This is a genomic window from Enterococcus sp. LJL99, from assembly GCF_054871725.1.
Window position 1 is genome coordinate 174,941 of sequence record NZ_JBTXLT010000006.1, and the last position, 14,619, is coordinate 189,559.

Consider the following 14,619-nt stretch of genomic DNA (forward strand, 5'->3'; position numbering starts at 1 on the left):
ACTCTTTGAGCCATTAAATTTAGCTAACTATTTTGTTAACAGCAATAAAAGGTTTTCAACTTCACTAGGGTAAAACTTCTCTAACCGTTTTTTCTTTAAATTTTCTTTTATTATTGTATGAATCTCCTTACCATTTTCTCGAATTAAGCGTTCAAAAAAAGGAAAGCCAACAGTAGGATTTTTACTTACAATTACACTTGGTGCAAAAGCCAATCCTTTTTTTAGAACTACTTTATCTTCTTTCGTAAATCTAGACGCATCGAAAGATATATAATAGTTAAACGATTGCGCCAATATTTTCTGAGAAAAATTCAGTTGCTCTTTTGAAACTAGTAGCTCTGGATGTGCTACAGTTGCTAATATCCCTCTAATTTCTAAAGGCGTAGGCTTATTAGACAATATCCATTCAAATAAATTAATCAGTTTTGTATAGGATGATAACCCGATTCGTTTATAACTTTCTGTTACTATTTCTCTGACACGCCACCGATTATCATTTAGCGAAGCTATCAGTTTTTTTTCTATTGCTTTTTGTTCTATTTCTTCACTGTGTATATACGTGGCGCCAAATGATTCCAATGCAGTTAAAACAAGTATGGTCTCTGAACTATTTCCATCTACTTTGGTATCAAACCAGTTTTCCAGTATCCTATACCATGATTTATAAACAGTACTATTCGATGCAAAAAAATCTGCCACAGTTGAAATCAAACTTAAATTGACCCTTCTTCCTGGTAAGTTTGAATTTTCTACAAGATAGTTCGTTAATCCATTAAAATTATTCTCTTCCAACAGTAGCGTAATTGTTTTGTTCTCTTTAATCATTGAATTCACCTTCGCTTTTAAAACATTTTATTATAAGATTAAATTTAGTAGAATCGAGCTGAAAAAATAGCCGTGAAATCAGTATCCATCAACCTTTTGAATCCTTCGAAAACGCCTTTTTTTACGATAAATTACGCAACATTCAGTCATTCGATGATACATCGCTCTATTTGATGATCAAAGTTAAACATTTCGGATGCTTCTGTCATTCAATTATTTTCATATGCATCAACAGCAAATGGCAATGCGTTCATCACTACATTTCCAACAGCAGGAAACCCTAGAAGAACTGCACTGATTACTTCTTCTTTAGTCGCACCAGATTTTTTTGCTAACATAACGTGAAAAGCAATTCCACTTGTTTTTCCTGTTGCTGAAAGAATCCCAAGATAAGCTCAATGCTTTGTTTTTTCTTCCAAAGAGCTAATATTTCCCCAATTTTGAACTAGCTGAGAAAAAAACGTTTGATATTCTGGTGCTTCTTTGGCAGATATTTCAAAAGAGTTACTTAAATTCATCATTATCCCTCCATTAAATTTATTCAAATCAATTTATACTGCTAATTAATTATTTTAAAAAAAATTTTTCGATTTTATTGAAATAACAGATTAAACTATAATTTATATTACTATAAATTATAGTTTAATACAAATAAAAAATATTATTAACTAAACAACAAGATTATGCTATACCATAAAAACTAATCGCTAATGATTCAGAAACAGTTAATGTTTATATTTTTTTGCTTTAAAAAAAAAATTGAAATATAGCGATAGCTTATTCACTTTCCCAAAATTAATTTTTCGCCCCTAAAAAACTAACTTTATTTAATAAAAAAAGACTTATTAAATCGGCGAATTATGCTATAGTATTTGTAGAGAAAAATCTTGAAATAATATGACTTTGGCAAGTGGATAGTACAAAAGTAAAAAGCACTTTTATTTTATCTTCTAAAACCTAACAAACGGTTGACCAAAATTTATATTTTCTAAAACACTGTGAACAGATATTTTATAACGTTTATTTTGACTTTAGTACTGATCATCATTGTTCCAAAAATATAATTTGTTTAGGTTCATTGGTCGTTTATATTTTTCTTTCAATTACAAATTTTTAATAAAAGGAGATCAAATGAACACTTTAAAAAAAGATTCAACAAATTTTATTACTTTTTTACGAAATGAACTTCCATTAGTATTCTTTTGCTTATTCTGTACATTCTTAACTTACTCACCCAAATTGCGCTATTATAGCATTGGTATCGATACTGAGAGAATGATTGCTGAGCCAGAGGGTACATTAACGTGGTGGCTATCACTCAACCGTTATGGTTTAGTTTTTTTAAAAAGAATACTTCCCTACGGAACAAATATTTATCCAGTTTTTGTAAATACACTTACTTATCTACTTTTTTCCTTTAGTATAATTTTACTCTGTTACTTGGTTTGGCGAACAAAAAAAGTCTCCTCAAAATCTATATTCTTTGTAAGTTCTTTAATAGCAATCACTACTCCGACAATTATAGAGCAAACTAATTTTATTTTACAAAGTATAGAAGTTCAGATTGCGGTAATTTTCCAAATACTAGCGATTATTCTTATTCAAATTGCTACTGATACCACTGATAAGAAGAAGTTTTTCTTTTTATTTATTGCTATAATTAGCTCTTTCTTCTCTTTTTCAGTATATCAATCTTTACTCGTTTCTTTTTGTATTCTTGCAATTATTAGCGTTTATTTCAAAACAAATTCAGAAACAACTTTTTTTGAATTTGTCAAAAAAACAATCCCTTATGTTCTTGTACTTTTAATCTCTTTCACTTTATATATAGTGATTAATAAAATTGTTCACCAACTATTTCATGTTGTTGATGTTGGTTATATCAGCTTTGATTTCTACTTTATGAAAGTTCCATTTAGTCAATATCTTTCTGAGACTATAAGCTTAATAAAAAGCACCTTTTTTTCAACTCAAAATAGATTTTTCTTATGGATTCCATCTCTTTACTCAAGCTTTTTTGCTCTATCTTTTTTGTTCAACAAGAAAAATACGTTACAAAGAAAACTGTCTCTATTCCTAACTTTAATCGTACTATCTATAGGCCTTGGATTTTTAGTCCTTACTTTAGGATGGGCTGGTCCTATGAGAAGTTATTATCCTACAATTTGTTTTGCTCTTTTCTTTGTTGCAATAGCAACTTTTAATGAAATTGACTCAAATATAGTAAAGAAAGGTCTTTTACTAATAACTATCATTTTAAGTACTTCTCAAGGTTTATTTACTTATCGCCTTGGTCAGACATCAAATATTATCTATCAAGAAGAGGTGAAAGTTCTTAATACAATAGAAAAGGAACTAAGTAGTTTAAACCTCTCATCAACTAAAGAGTACCAACTTGTAACTTATGGTGGCATTGATTTCTCATATTTAGATGTAAAGAGAGGGGAAATGATTGGGTGCTCATTTTTTAATTATGATACTGGATTTATTATAGGAAATTCACAAAGAGTTGCTGATTTCTTTATAAGCGAAGGAATTCCAATTGGTTTCATTAATAATGGTAAAAAGTACAAAGAGTTAGCTCCGATAGCTGAAGATATGCCTAGTTATCCGAATAAAGGATTTGTAAAAGTTGTTGATAATTATTTGATTGTAAAATTAAGTTAGAGAGTATTTGGAAACAATTGAGGCATTTGAATTTTTCGGAAATTTAGTTGAAAACTAAGAGAGAAAATGTAGATGTCGAGTGAGACAAAAGTAAAAAATATTTTCATTTTATCTTTTAAAATCCGACAAAAGATAGTGCAAAAGTAGCTACTACGCTACGCTTTGATCACAATAATTTCGACTTATTGCCCAGACAACTACTTTAGCGTCACAGTTTACTCAGGTCATAAAACAATTGCTTAGAATCGATCAATTAGATGAAATCTTATGTTAATAGAACTAATTAAGTATTGTCTTACTTTTTTCGCGACATTAAACTAGAAAAATGGAACAAAAATCAGTTTTTTCTGACTTTTGTTCCATTTCCTTCTAATCTTTATATGTTTTGATTTGTCAAATTATTAAATCAACTCTTTATTAATAATTCCATTTAGAAGTTTCTTAAGAAGACTAGCTTCTTCCTCCGAAAATGAATCAAGAACTACTTGATTCATTTTTTTTGTGGCTTTCTCAATATTTGGTTTCATATTATCTGCTTTTTCGGTTGCTGTGACAAAAACAACTCTTCTATTATTAGTATCAATTTCCCTAGTTATCAACCCTTGTTTTTGCATTTTATCTAATAATCCTGAAATAGTTGGAGCTTCTAAACATAATCTTTTTCCAATTTCTTTAGGTGTTAACTGACCTTCAGCCCACAAACAAGTTAAAATTCCAGCTTGAGCAGGAGTAATGTTATATTCTTGAAGTAACTTACTATAATATTTAAACACTTTATGTTGAGAAACACTTAGTAAAAAATTCATACAGTCATTCAGCATTTTTTATACCTCCAATAGTTATTGACAATATCATAATATCATGTTAAATTTTGTTTGAAAACATTTTTGTAACAAAACTATTTCAAAACAGAAAGGTGGATGATTTTATGAAAAATTTTAATGCGTTTGTTGTTAGAGAAAGTAATGGACTAATAGATTCAAAAATTGAACAAGTTAATGAAGATTTTTTATCTAAAGGAGAAGTGCTCATCAAAGTTAGCTATTCCTCTATCAACTACAAAGATATGTTAGCAACTCAATATAAGGGTGGCGTTATTCGAACGTATCCAATGATTCCAGGAATAGATCTAAGTGGAGAAGTAGTAGAATCAGCCGATTCAAATTTTCATAACGGACAGTCTGTACTAGTCACTGGTTTTGGAACGGGTGTGACTCATACAGGAGGTTTTTCCGAATATGTAAGAGTTCCAGCTTCTTGGGTAATCCCACTACCTGCAAATTTTTCACTAAAAGACGCTATGATATATGGTACTGCTGGATTAACAGCCGCTTTGTCCATTCAAGCTTTAGAAAAAAATGGACTAAATAAAAATTTAGATCACTCTATATTAGTTACAGGTGCTACGGGTGGGGTTGGGAGTATTGCGTTACAAATTTTATCTAAAATTGGATACAAGAATATTATTGCCCTAGTTAGAAAAGAAAACCAAATAGATATCGCACGAAATCTAGGTGCTACAGAAGTTATCTTGTTATCCGATTTTGAATTTGATAATAAGCCTTTATCCAAACAAACTTTCCATTATATTCTAGATACAGTCGGTGGAGATTTAGTCGCTAATTTACTTCCATATGTATTTTATCAAGGAAGTGTCTCTTTATGTGGAAATGTAGGTGGAATAAAACTCAACTCAACAGTATTACCATTTATTCTTAGAGGAGTTGATTTATTGGGTATTGATTCAGTCAATATTTCGTATGACGATCGATTAGAAATTTGGGACAAGCTATCAAAAGAATGGAATGTAACCAACTCAACATTAGTTAACGAAATTCCTTTTGAAGAAATCCCAAATACAATTTCATTACTTAAAAACGGTACCCATCTTGGAAGAAGTATCGTAAAAATAAGTTAAAGCCAAATTGATATTATTTTAGTCCCAAACTAAAAATGAATACATTATAAAATGCAACTACTGTTCAGTAAAGTAACTGAATTGAGTAGTTGCATTTATAATAAACTAATCTATTTTTTCTGCTTTTTATATTATAATTCTTTCCTTACTTCGCCAAACGGTAAATAGCATCTGCATAAATAGCAGTCGCTCTAAACAAGTCATCTAATGCCATAAATTCATTTGCTTGGTGCATAGTATCAATATAACCTGGGAACATTGCCCCATAGGCAACCCCACGTTTTAGTAAACGTCCATACGTTCCACCACCGATAATTTTTTCAGCACCTTTAAGTCCTGTATGGTCTTCATAAACTTCTAGCAATGTCGCAACCAATGGATCATCCACAGGAACATAATGCGGTTCTTGGTTTCTTTCACCTTGAACGATTGTTGCTCCTTGCGCGCCGTAAACATTTTCTAGACCATCTTTAATTTCCGCAACACTGATTCCTTTTGGATAACGGAAATTCAAATTGATAAAATTTCCTTCTATTGCATTGTTTTTGAAAACAAATAACCCAGCATTCATTGTTAATCGACCCATTTTAGGATCTTCAAACGCCACACCAGATTTTTCACCATAAAAATCTTCATGAACATTTGTTGCCGTTGCATGTATAAACTCTTTAGCTGCGCCACCAAATGGATAGCTGTCTAAAAAGACTGCTAAGAATGTTGCAGCGTTGATTCCAGACTGAGGACTTGCCCCATGCGCACCTTTTCCAGTCACTTGAATCGTTACCGTCGTATCAGTGATTTCAAGCGCACCAGTAATCGGTTCTTCATCAATAAAGACGTCAAAGGCACCTTTCATTTTTTCAGCAACTTCTGCTGAAGGAACAGTGATGCTTGCAACCGCTGTTCCTGGAACCATATTTTCACGTAAGCCCGCAGTAAATTCTTCTAAAACATAATCGCCTTCGTTTGTTCCAACAAAATGAGGAGCAAACGAAACATTTCCTTTTTCACCATTGATAATTGGAAATTCTGCATCAGGAGAAAAACCAAAATCAGGCGCTTGTTCGTGTTGGAAATAATAATCCATATCGCCCCAACCACTCTCTTCATCGCTTCCTACCACAAAACGAACTTTTTTAGATAATGGCAATCCTAACTCTTTAATAATTTTCATTGCATAATACGCAGCCACACTAGGGCCTTTATCATCACTAGAACCACGAGCAAAAATCTTATCGTCCTTAATCACAGGCTCATAAGGATCGGTTGACCAGCCATCCCCTGCTGGAACGACATCCATATGTCCAAAAATCCCTAAAGTTTCATCTCCTGAACCAAATTCAATATGTCCAGCATAGTTATCTACATTTTTAACTGTAAATCCATCACGTTCACCATAAGCAAGCATATGTTCTAATGCTTTACGTGGTCCCGGTCCAAATGGGTTTTCAGCATCCGCTTGACTGTCATCTCTTTCACTATTGATGCGTAATAAATTTTGTAGATCTTCCAACAAATCAGCTTTGCGTGCATCTACCTCTTTTTGCCAATCAATCGTCATTTCTTCGTCACTCCAATTCATTATTCTATCTCTCTCATCTTACCACTAATTTTGCGAAAAGAAAAAGCCAGAAACTCATTTTTCAAGATTCTTTTGCGGTTCTTATCAAACAGCTTTATAATGAAAAAGGAAACTATCAAAGAGAGGAACACAAATGAAAAAAATAACCATCAATAGTTTAGCAAAAATCATCAAACAACGACCAGAAAATTCTCATAAAGGCACCTTTGGCCGTGTCGTGCTGATTGGCGGAAACGAACAAATGGGTGGTGCCATTCTTATGAGTGCTGAAGCAACCATTCGATCAGGTGCAGGTCTGACTACCATTGTAACTGCAACTAAAAACCACAGTTCAATCCATGCTCGTTTACCAGAAGCAATGGTTCTTGATTGGCAAGATGAAAAACAACTACACGAAATACTCAAAACAGCAGATGTCATTTTAATAGGACCAGGTTTAGGTTTAGAAAAACAAAGTAGAGAGTTATTAACTCGAGTGATTGCTAGTCAAAAACAAAATCAGTGGTTAATCTTAGATGGTTCTGCTATCACCTTGTACGCTGAAACTTCACGATTATTGAATTATGCAGAACAAGTTGTTTTTACCCCACATCAAATGGAATGGGAGCGTCTAAGCGGTATAAAAATAGAACAACAAACGAAAAAAAGAAATGAACAGGCTCAACGTAAGTTAAACTCGTACATCGTCCTTAAAAGTCATCGTACCGAAATCTATACACATACCGAAATTTATAAAAACACAGTAGGAACTCCTGCAATGGCAACTGGCGGTATGGGCGATACATTAGCTGGCATGATTGCTGGTTTTTTAGCTCAATTTCAAGATAAGGAAGCAGCCATTTGTGCTGCCGTTTATCTACATAGTTTGATTGGTGAAATCCTTGGTAAAAAACAATATGTCGTCTTACCTACTGAACTTAGTCATGAAATTCCTTTCTTTATGAAACGATTTGAACAACAAGAACGCTTAGAATAAATAAGAAGTCTAAAGTAATCCGCGTAAAACGCCCTGATTTACTTTGGACTTCTTGTTATATTTTTAAGTTTCTTTTAGCAACTATATCTTCAAATCTTTTCTTTGATACATTACATACGTACCCACTAAAAAAACAACACTACAAAGAATCAGACACATGATTTGTATTACCGACAAATTTTCACTAATCAACTTACTTGGGATTCCCATATGAATCGGAGAAAAATTTTTAGCCCAACTGAATGAATCATTCAAATCAGAAAAAATACCAATCAAATAAAAAGCAAAAACAATTCCTAGTGAAAGACTCATACTTTGTTTACTAGACTTCAAAAGAGTCGACAATAGAAAACCAAGCGCTAAGAAAAAGAAAATGATTAACGCTTCTTGTGAAAATATCTTAACGATGTTTTGAATGATTTCCTTACTTGAATCTGCCGCTTGTTTAAAGGCCAATGTAGCCCCTAAAGAACTTAGTGCTGTAATCAACCAAAAAACAACTAAAATAATGATTGAAGCGAATAATTTTCCAGTCACAATTTCCTTCCGAGTGATTGGTTGGGCATATAAATATTCAATCGTGCCATCTGTTTCTTCTTTAATCAATGCTTGACTTCCAATCATCATCGCATAAATAGCGGCGGCTAAAAATAAATATTGAAAATAGTACGCAAAGAAACCTGTTGCCACCATAAAACTAGATTCCCCACTCACACTAAGATTAAACGTTTTTAAAAGCGCTGGTGAAAAACCACCCAGTTTTGTATCCAACAGCTCTTTCATTGCAGAATTGTGCATTTGAGGATACACTGCGCTAAAACCAAAAATAATTAGTGCAAATAAAACACTCCAAATAAGCAAACTTTTACTTAATGCTTTGCTTTCAATTTTAGTCAAGATCATTTTACTGCACCTCCTTCATATAACGCCATAAATTGATCTTCCAATTCAGGATCAGTAATTGTAAAGTCGTCAATCGATTTATCTGCTAATAAAGGCAATACTTTTTGAATATCCCCTTCGAAAAAGAGTCTTGTTTCATTTCCTTGATGTTTCAAAATGGCTGCGCCTAACTTCTCAAATAAAGCCAATGAAATATTGTCTCCAATCAAGGTAATCACTTTGCCACGCATTTTTTCTTTTGAAATATCTTGCAAAGTAATAATTTTTCCTTCACGAATAAAGGCTGCTCGATGCGCATGTTGCTGAATTTCATTTAAATCATGACTGGATAAAAAGACCGTCATACCCGCTTGGTTTCGTTTCGTTAGCTCTTCAAAAAAACGATGCTGAATTAACGGATCTAACCCATTTGTTGGCTCATCTAGAATTAGTACTTCTGGACTTGGCAACATTCCCGCTGTAATAGCGATTTTCTTTTTGTTTCCCAAAGATAATTCAGACATTTTTTTCTTCTTGTCAATTTCAAATAAATCAATAAAATAATCGATTTGTTTTTGACTATTTTCTAAATGGTGAAATTGCGCTGTAATAGAAAGGACTTCTAAAGCTGTCATAGTAGGATAGAAGCGTACATCACTAGAAACATAGCCTGTTCGTTCTCGGATGGCTTTTGCTTCTTTAACGCTATCTAAGCCCAAAATTTCAGCTGTTCCTTGATCTGGATAAATAAAATTCAACATCGATTTAATTGTCGTTGACTTTCCTGCACCATTCGGACCAATAAAACCATAAATCTCGCCAGTTTCTACAGACAAGCTTACGTCGTCGATTGCAATAGTATTTTTATACCTTTTTGTTAAACCATTGATTTCAATTGCACTCATAGGTAACACTCCTTTTCACTTATCAATGTAAGTCTATGCCCAAGAAGTGTTTTAGTCAATTAATACTCTCTTTTTCTCGGCGTTATTTTAAAAAGCATGCATTGAGCCCCAAAAAAGACCCCGCTTCTCTTAAAATACTAGAGCAATAGCTAGGTCTTGTTGGTATGATTTCATCTACTATCTATGATTATTTGTTCATTTTTTATTGTTTTTTAATTGTTCCAATTCTGTTTCCGTTAACGGGCGATAGTCTCCTAAAGCTAACGCCTCATCTAACCATAAACTTCCCATCCGTAATCGTTTTAAATAGGTCACTTTTTTATCGACTGCTTCAAACATTCGCTTTACTTGATGAAACTTACCTTCTTGTATAACCAAGCGAATCATTGAGCGATTTTTTTCTTCAGCGACAGTTTCAATAGTTAATTGACTAGGTTTTACTGTCTCACCACTTTTTAAAGCAAAACCTTTCCTAAATAATTGACAATCTTCTTCTGTCACGATGCCATCAATAATTGCGTAATACTCTTTATCGACATGTTTTTTAGGTGCTAACAGTTGATGAGCTAACTGCCCGTCGTTAGTTAACAACAACAGTCCTTCTGTATCTTTATCAAGCCGACCTACTGGAAATAAATCTTCCCGAAAATCTTGATCACTTAATAAATCGATCACCGTCTCATCTCTTTTATCCTCGGTTGCTGAAATCACTCCTTGAGGTTTATTTAATAGATAATAATAAAACTCTTGATAGGTTAACTCCTCCTCAAGATAAGCGATTTTATCGGTAATTTCATTCACTTGTTTTTTACCATCACTAACCACTTGTCCATTAACGGTTATCACTTTCTTTTTTAAGAGTTGTTTCACTTCCTTACGACTTCCCAAGCCAACTTCTGAAAGAAATTTATCCAAACGCATATTATTCCCTCCTGCCTTTATAAAAAAGTGGTCGGTTTAGCTTCTCTTGATAAGAAGAAGGCTATTCGACCACTTTTCAAATTCATTGAGTTTTTGCTCAACAATCATTATTCAATTTTATTTGATTTTAAATTTTGTGCGGAATTTAGCCACACCTTTACCGATTAATTTATCAGCTAATCTTAGTTTCAACACTAGATAGCCATAAACTGCCGCACCTACCGCCGCAACTAGTAAAACGATAATGAATGATTGCACTTTACTATTTGGACTAAGGAAAATATAAAGTACTTGTCTCGTTAGAAGAGCAACAATCATCATGACCATCGTAATCAAGAAAATCAGTAAGCCTCTTCGAAGCGTTAAGTTCAAGTTAAATCCTGAAACTCTCTTTATTTTTCTAACAATCAAGAAACAAGACACAGAAAAACCAATCATTGTAGCTAGCAACGGTCCATAAACCTCGAACAAACGAATGGACGGATATTGGACTAATAACTTAACAATCAAACCTATAACAAAATAGCGAATGGCTGCTTTATTTTCATACATCCCCATCAACATTGTAGAAGACAGCATATAAAGTCCCATAAATAATCCTGCAAAACATGCTTCAATCAATACCGCAGAACCTAAATCAGATGGCGCATAAAACATTGTATTCAAAGGTTTCGCAAGAACAATCATCCCAAAAGTTGCTGGCATAATCACAAACATAAAAAGTTGTAAATTATTACTGATCAACTTAGACAATTCCCGATATTTTTTCAATGTCATTGTTTCTGTAATCAAAGGCAAGCCTGTAATTGAAATGGAGGTCGCTAACGCAATTACAACCATCGTCAATTTATCTGGATTAGCATTAAATACTGCAAAGAAATTAAGCAGTTGTGCTTCAGAATAATCCGTAAATGAACTCATAAAGCTTGAAAATGTGAATTGATCCACTAACTTAAACACAGTAACACCAGAGCCGACAATGATAAACGGTAAGGCTTCTTTTAATGTTTCCAGCAACAACTCTTTGGTCGAAACTTCTTGTTCATCGACACTATGCTCTGCTAAATAATCAAACATTGGTTTTTGTTTTCTTAGATAATAAATAAGGACTACAAAACTACCAAGCATTCCGATAAAAGCAGCCAGTGTCGATTGAGTCACCGCACTTACGTAACTACCATTCCAGACTTTCATGATGATAAACGCCGTTAATAGCATATAGAAAACGCGAGCAACTTGTTCTACAATTTGAGAAAGGGCAAAAGGCATCATGTCCTGATTCCCCTGGAAATAGCCTCTAATTACGCTCATACAAGGAAAAACCAAAACAGCCAAACTCAGCGAATGCATGGTTGGAATCAGATCTTCTCCACCACCAGACCATTTGGCTAGTGCAGGGGAAGCAAGATACATAATGACGGCTGAAACTGCTCCTAAAATCCCCATTAATTGAAGAGCTTTATAAAAAAGTTGGCGACTAACCTTATATTCATTTTTTGAGTTATAATGTGACACTTGTTTAGCGATTGCAGCAGGAATTCCAGCTGTGGATATGAGTAAGAACATTGCATAAACAGTATATCCCATCGAAGATAAACTATTTGCATCATTCCCATGCTCACCCATCCAAGCATACCATGGAATAATATAAACTGCTCCTAACAATCGAGAAATAATATTACTAGCTGTCATCCAAGCCGAACCTTTGACCATCTTTTCTTGATTGGTCAAGTTGGGTTGGTTTACAGAATTTGGTTGATTTATCATTTATTCCTCCAACTTTCTTCAAACATACTTTCTATATTTTAATTGTAAAATCAAGTATATGCAATCACTTTCTTTAATAAAGTGACGATTTTACACTTTCTTCATATATTTAATTTTGAAAACGATTTATCCAAAAAAAAAGCAATTTTCAATCACAAATCCAATTATTCAAAAATAAATCATTTCTATAACAAAAAAACAAGAAACAACTAATAAACATTTCGTTTTTTTTAAATAAAAACTTTAAATTCTATTTTTTTACGATTTACTTTTCCAGAAAATCACCAGACAAAAAAATAAGCAGCAACTTGATGTTTTGTGCGTTAAACTGTATCATGAAACTCTAAACACTCTTACTAAAAAATGACTTATGCCGTTGATAGATAAATAAATGGAGGACTTTTCATGACTATTTCACTCGCTAAAATTCGTGACTGTTTACTGAAAGAAAAGCTTTTAAAAGAATTTGTGACCGAAACTAACTGGTCATTGACCCTGCCAAGCGATTTTGAGAACCAAGAATTGACTACTTTATCCTATGATTCTCGCGAAGTAGATGCTCAGACTCTTTTTTTCTGCAAAGGAATCAATTTTAAAGCTGACTATTTAGATGCTGCCCTAGCTACTGGTCTAAAAATTTATGTTGCTGAACAACCCTACGAAGTTCCAGCCAAATTAGGAATCATTGTTACTGATATCAAAAAAGCAATGGCCATCATCAGTATGACTTTTTATGATTTTCCACAAAACAAATTAAAATTGATTGGTTTTACAGGAACCAAAGGAAAAACAACAGCCGCTTACTTTACCAAGTTTATTTTAGATCACACGACGAATCATAAAACTGCTATGCTCTCAACAATGAACTCGACTTTAGATGGTGAAACTTTTTTTAAATCACAATTAACCACACCAGAATCACTCGATCTTTATCGAATGATGGCAGAAGCAGTCCACAATAATATGACACACTTTATTATGGAGGTTTCTTCACAAGCCTATAAAACAAATCGTGTGTATGGTCTACAATTCGATGTCGGTATTTTTTTAAATATTACACCTGATCATATCAGCCCGATTGAACACCCGACATTTGATGATTATTTTTATTGCAAACGTCAATTAATTAAATATTCCAAGACTATGATTTTAAACCATGATGCCGATTATTTCAACTTACTTAAAGAAACCGCCGAATTCGCTCATGTGCCATTTTTAGTCTATGGTTCAAAAGAAGCCCCTGAAGTGAACTATACATTTAATGTTAACCCAACTGACTCGCTGGCTTTTTCTGTAACCGCCAAAGAAGATTCACTTAAATTAAACGGATCTTATCAGCTTCGTTTAGCAGGCGATTTTAATAAAGGAAATGCTCTTAGCGCAATGCTTGCTTGTTCTTTAGTTGGTGCGACGGCTCCTGACTGTTTCGCTGGCGTTAGTGAAGCAACTGTCCCAGGACGAATGGAGATGCTGACAAATACGAATGGTGCGAAAATCTATGTTGACTACGCTCATAATTACGATAGTCTAAAGAATCTGCTAACTTTTGTAAAAAAAGAACATCCAAATGGCAGTATTTTAGTAGTCATCGGCAGTACAGGAAACAAAGCCGTCTCTAGAAGAAAAGATTTTGGAAAAGTGTTGACCGAATTAGCAGATAGCGCAATTTTAACAACTGATGATCCAGCAGATGAAGAGCCAGCAAAAATTTGCGAAGAAATCGCCGCATATATTACAAGCGATATTCCTGTTTCAATTATTACTGATCGAACTAAAGCAATTGGTGCAGCCCTAAATAGCAGTAGCGCTAATGATGCGATAGTTCTAGCAGGAAAAGGGGCCGACCTATATCAAAAAGTCGCTGGCATCGATGTTCCTTATGAAGGAGACTTTGCTATCGCCTCTCGCTTAATTCATGCACAAGAATAAAAATAGCAATAAAACTAAAACCGCTTTTCAAGCATTCTCAGTATGTTTAAAGTGGGTGAGACAAAAGTAAAGAACACTTTTGTTTTATCTCTTAAAACCGAACAAACGGCATAAAACAATCAGAATCTCAGCAATTTCCTAACCATCATTCATTGCAAAGAACGCAATAACTGTTGGTTCGTCCAATTGCTCAATTCTAAGCGATTGTTTTATGACCTGATAAACGGTGGTGCAAAAGCAGCTACTA

At 33.6% G+C, this 14,619-nt stretch carries 13 protein-coding genes; 4 read left to right on the forward strand and 9 right to left on the reverse strand.

What is annotated here, in order from left to right:
• Positions 1-27: 27 nt before the first annotated feature.
• The 3 genes from ACYSNW_RS10945 to ACYSNW_RS10955 form a co-directional block, all read right to left on the reverse strand.
• Positions 28-825: a hypothetical protein gene (locus ACYSNW_RS10945; RefSeq protein WP_461744538.1), complete on the reverse strand. Its 798-nt coding sequence runs from the start codon at positions 823-825 to the stop codon at positions 28-30.
• 209 nt (positions 826-1,034) lie between these two features.
• Entirely contained in the window at positions 1,035-1,208 is a 174-nt protein-coding gene (locus ACYSNW_RS10950) for a carboxymuconolactone decarboxylase family protein (RefSeq protein WP_461744631.1), read from the reverse strand.
• A 12-nt stretch (positions 1,209-1,220) separates the two neighbouring features.
• Positions 1,221-1,343 carry a hypothetical protein gene (locus tag ACYSNW_RS10955; protein WP_461744539.1) on the reverse strand — a complete coding sequence of 41 codons (123 nt, stop codon included), beginning with the start codon at positions 1,341-1,343 and terminating at the stop codon, positions 1,221-1,223.
• 613 nt (positions 1,344-1,956) lie between these two features.
• Between ACYSNW_RS10955 and ACYSNW_RS10960 the strand changes: the two genes are divergently transcribed.
• On the forward strand, positions 1,957-3,492 hold the full coding sequence (locus tag ACYSNW_RS10960; RefSeq protein WP_461744540.1) for a glucosyltransferase domain-containing protein: 1,536 nt from the start codon (positions 1,957-1,959) through the stop codon (positions 3,490-3,492).
• Between the two features lie 401 nt (positions 3,493-3,893).
• Here ACYSNW_RS10960 and ACYSNW_RS10965 read toward each other — a convergent pair whose 3' ends face one another.
• Entirely contained in the window at positions 3,894-4,313 is a 420-nt protein-coding gene (locus ACYSNW_RS10965) for a MarR family winged helix-turn-helix transcriptional regulator (protein WP_461744541.1), read from the reverse strand.
• Positions 4,314-4,420: 107 nt separating this feature from the next.
• Here ACYSNW_RS10965 and ACYSNW_RS10970 point away from each other — a divergent pair, with 107 nt between their 5' ends.
• Positions 4,421-5,410: a YhdH/YhfP family quinone oxidoreductase gene (locus ACYSNW_RS10970; RefSeq protein WP_461744542.1), complete on the forward strand. Its 990-nt coding sequence runs from the start codon at positions 4,421-4,423 to the stop codon at positions 5,408-5,410.
• A 145-nt stretch (positions 5,411-5,555) separates the two neighbouring features.
• On the opposite strand, the gene pepV is transcribed toward ACYSNW_RS10970, so the two are convergent.
• The gene (gene pepV / locus ACYSNW_RS10975; protein WP_461744632.1) at positions 5,556-6,971 is read right to left on the reverse strand and encodes a dipeptidase PepV; all 1,416 of its coding nucleotides are present in this window, start codon (positions 6,969-6,971) and stop codon (positions 5,556-5,558) included.
• Positions 6,972-7,125: 154 nt separating this feature from the next.
• Here pepV and ACYSNW_RS10980 point away from each other — a divergent pair, with 154 nt between their 5' ends.
• Positions 7,126-7,968 (forward strand): NAD(P)H-hydrate dehydratase, encoded by an 843-nt coding sequence (locus ACYSNW_RS10980; RefSeq protein ID WP_461744543.1) that lies wholly within the window; start codon positions 7,126-7,128, stop codon positions 7,966-7,968.
• Positions 7,969-8,049: 81 nt separating this feature from the next.
• Here ACYSNW_RS10980 and ACYSNW_RS10985 read toward each other — a convergent pair whose 3' ends face one another.
• From ACYSNW_RS10985 to ACYSNW_RS11000, 4 genes are all read right to left on the reverse strand, one after another.
• Entirely contained in the window at positions 8,050-8,871 is an 822-nt protein-coding gene (locus ACYSNW_RS10985; RefSeq protein ID WP_461744544.1) for an ABC transporter permease subunit, read from the reverse strand.
• On the reverse strand, positions 8,868-9,755 hold the full coding sequence (locus ACYSNW_RS10990) for an ABC transporter ATP-binding protein (RefSeq protein ID WP_461744545.1): 888 nt from the start codon (positions 9,753-9,755) through the stop codon (positions 8,868-8,870). The genes ACYSNW_RS10985 and ACYSNW_RS10990 overlap by 4 nt, the downstream gene beginning before the upstream one ends.
• Before the next feature lie 195 nt (positions 9,756-9,950).
• The gene (locus ACYSNW_RS10995; protein ID WP_461744546.1) at positions 9,951-10,676 is read right to left on the reverse strand and encodes a pseudouridine synthase; all 726 of its coding nucleotides are present in this window, start codon (positions 10,674-10,676) and stop codon (positions 9,951-9,953) included.
• Between the two features lie 117 nt (positions 10,677-10,793).
• A complete protein-coding gene (locus ACYSNW_RS11000) occupies positions 10,794-12,443 on the reverse strand; it encodes a putative polysaccharide biosynthesis protein (protein ID WP_461744547.1) in 1,650 nt (549 codons plus the stop codon).
• A gap of 405 nt (positions 12,444-12,848) precedes the next feature.
• Between ACYSNW_RS11000 and ACYSNW_RS11005 the strand changes: the two genes are divergently transcribed.
• Positions 12,849-14,372, forward strand: a complete 1,524-nt coding sequence (locus ACYSNW_RS11005; protein WP_461744548.1) for a UDP-N-acetylmuramoyl-L-alanyl-D-glutamate--L-lysine ligase — start codon at positions 12,849-12,851, stop codon at positions 14,370-14,372.
• Positions 14,373-14,619: the final 247 nt, after the last annotated feature.

What these genes read in the sequence shown, in the direction of transcription:
- ACYSNW_RS10945 (WP_461744538.1), bottom strand. Translation starts at nt 825, where the DNA reads ATGATTAAAGAGAACAAAACAATTACGCTACTGTTGGAAGAGAATAAT.
- ACYSNW_RS10955 (WP_461744539.1), bottom strand. Translation starts at nt 1,343, where the DNA reads ATGAATTTAAGTAACTCTTTTGAAATATCTGCCAAAGAAGCACCAGAA.
- ACYSNW_RS10960 (WP_461744540.1), top strand. Translation starts at nt 1,957, where the DNA reads ATGAACACTTTAAAAAAAGATTCAACAAATTTTATTACTTTTTTACGA.
- ACYSNW_RS10965 (WP_461744541.1), bottom strand. Translation starts at nt 4,313, where the DNA reads ATGCTGAATGACTGTATGAATTTTTTACTAAGTGTTTCTCAACATAAA.
- ACYSNW_RS10970 (WP_461744542.1), top strand. Translation starts at nt 4,421, where the DNA reads ATGAAAAATTTTAATGCGTTTGTTGTTAGAGAAAGTAATGGACTAATA.
- pepV (WP_461744632.1), bottom strand. Translation starts at nt 6,971, where the DNA reads ATGACGATTGATTGGCAAAAAGAGGTAGATGCACGCAAAGCTGATTTG.
- ACYSNW_RS10980 (WP_461744543.1), top strand. Translation starts at nt 7,126, where the DNA reads ATGAAAAAAATAACCATCAATAGTTTAGCAAAAATCATCAAACAACGA.
- ACYSNW_RS10985 (WP_461744544.1), bottom strand. Translation starts at nt 8,871, where the DNA reads ATGATCTTGACTAAAATTGAAAGCAAAGCATTAAGTAAAAGTTTGCTT.
- ACYSNW_RS10990 (WP_461744545.1), bottom strand. Translation starts at nt 9,755, where the DNA reads ATGAGTGCAATTGAAATCAATGGTTTAACAAAAAGGTATAAAAATACT.
- ACYSNW_RS10995 (WP_461744546.1), bottom strand. Translation starts at nt 10,676, where the DNA reads ATGCGTTTGGATAAATTTCTTTCAGAAGTTGGCTTGGGAAGTCGTAAG.
- ACYSNW_RS11000 (WP_461744547.1), bottom strand. Translation starts at nt 12,443, where the DNA reads ATGATAAATCAACCAAATTCTGTAAACCAACCCAACTTGACCAATCAA.
- ACYSNW_RS11005 (WP_461744548.1), top strand. Translation starts at nt 12,849, where the DNA reads ATGACTATTTCACTCGCTAAAATTCGTGACTGTTTACTGAAAGAAAAG.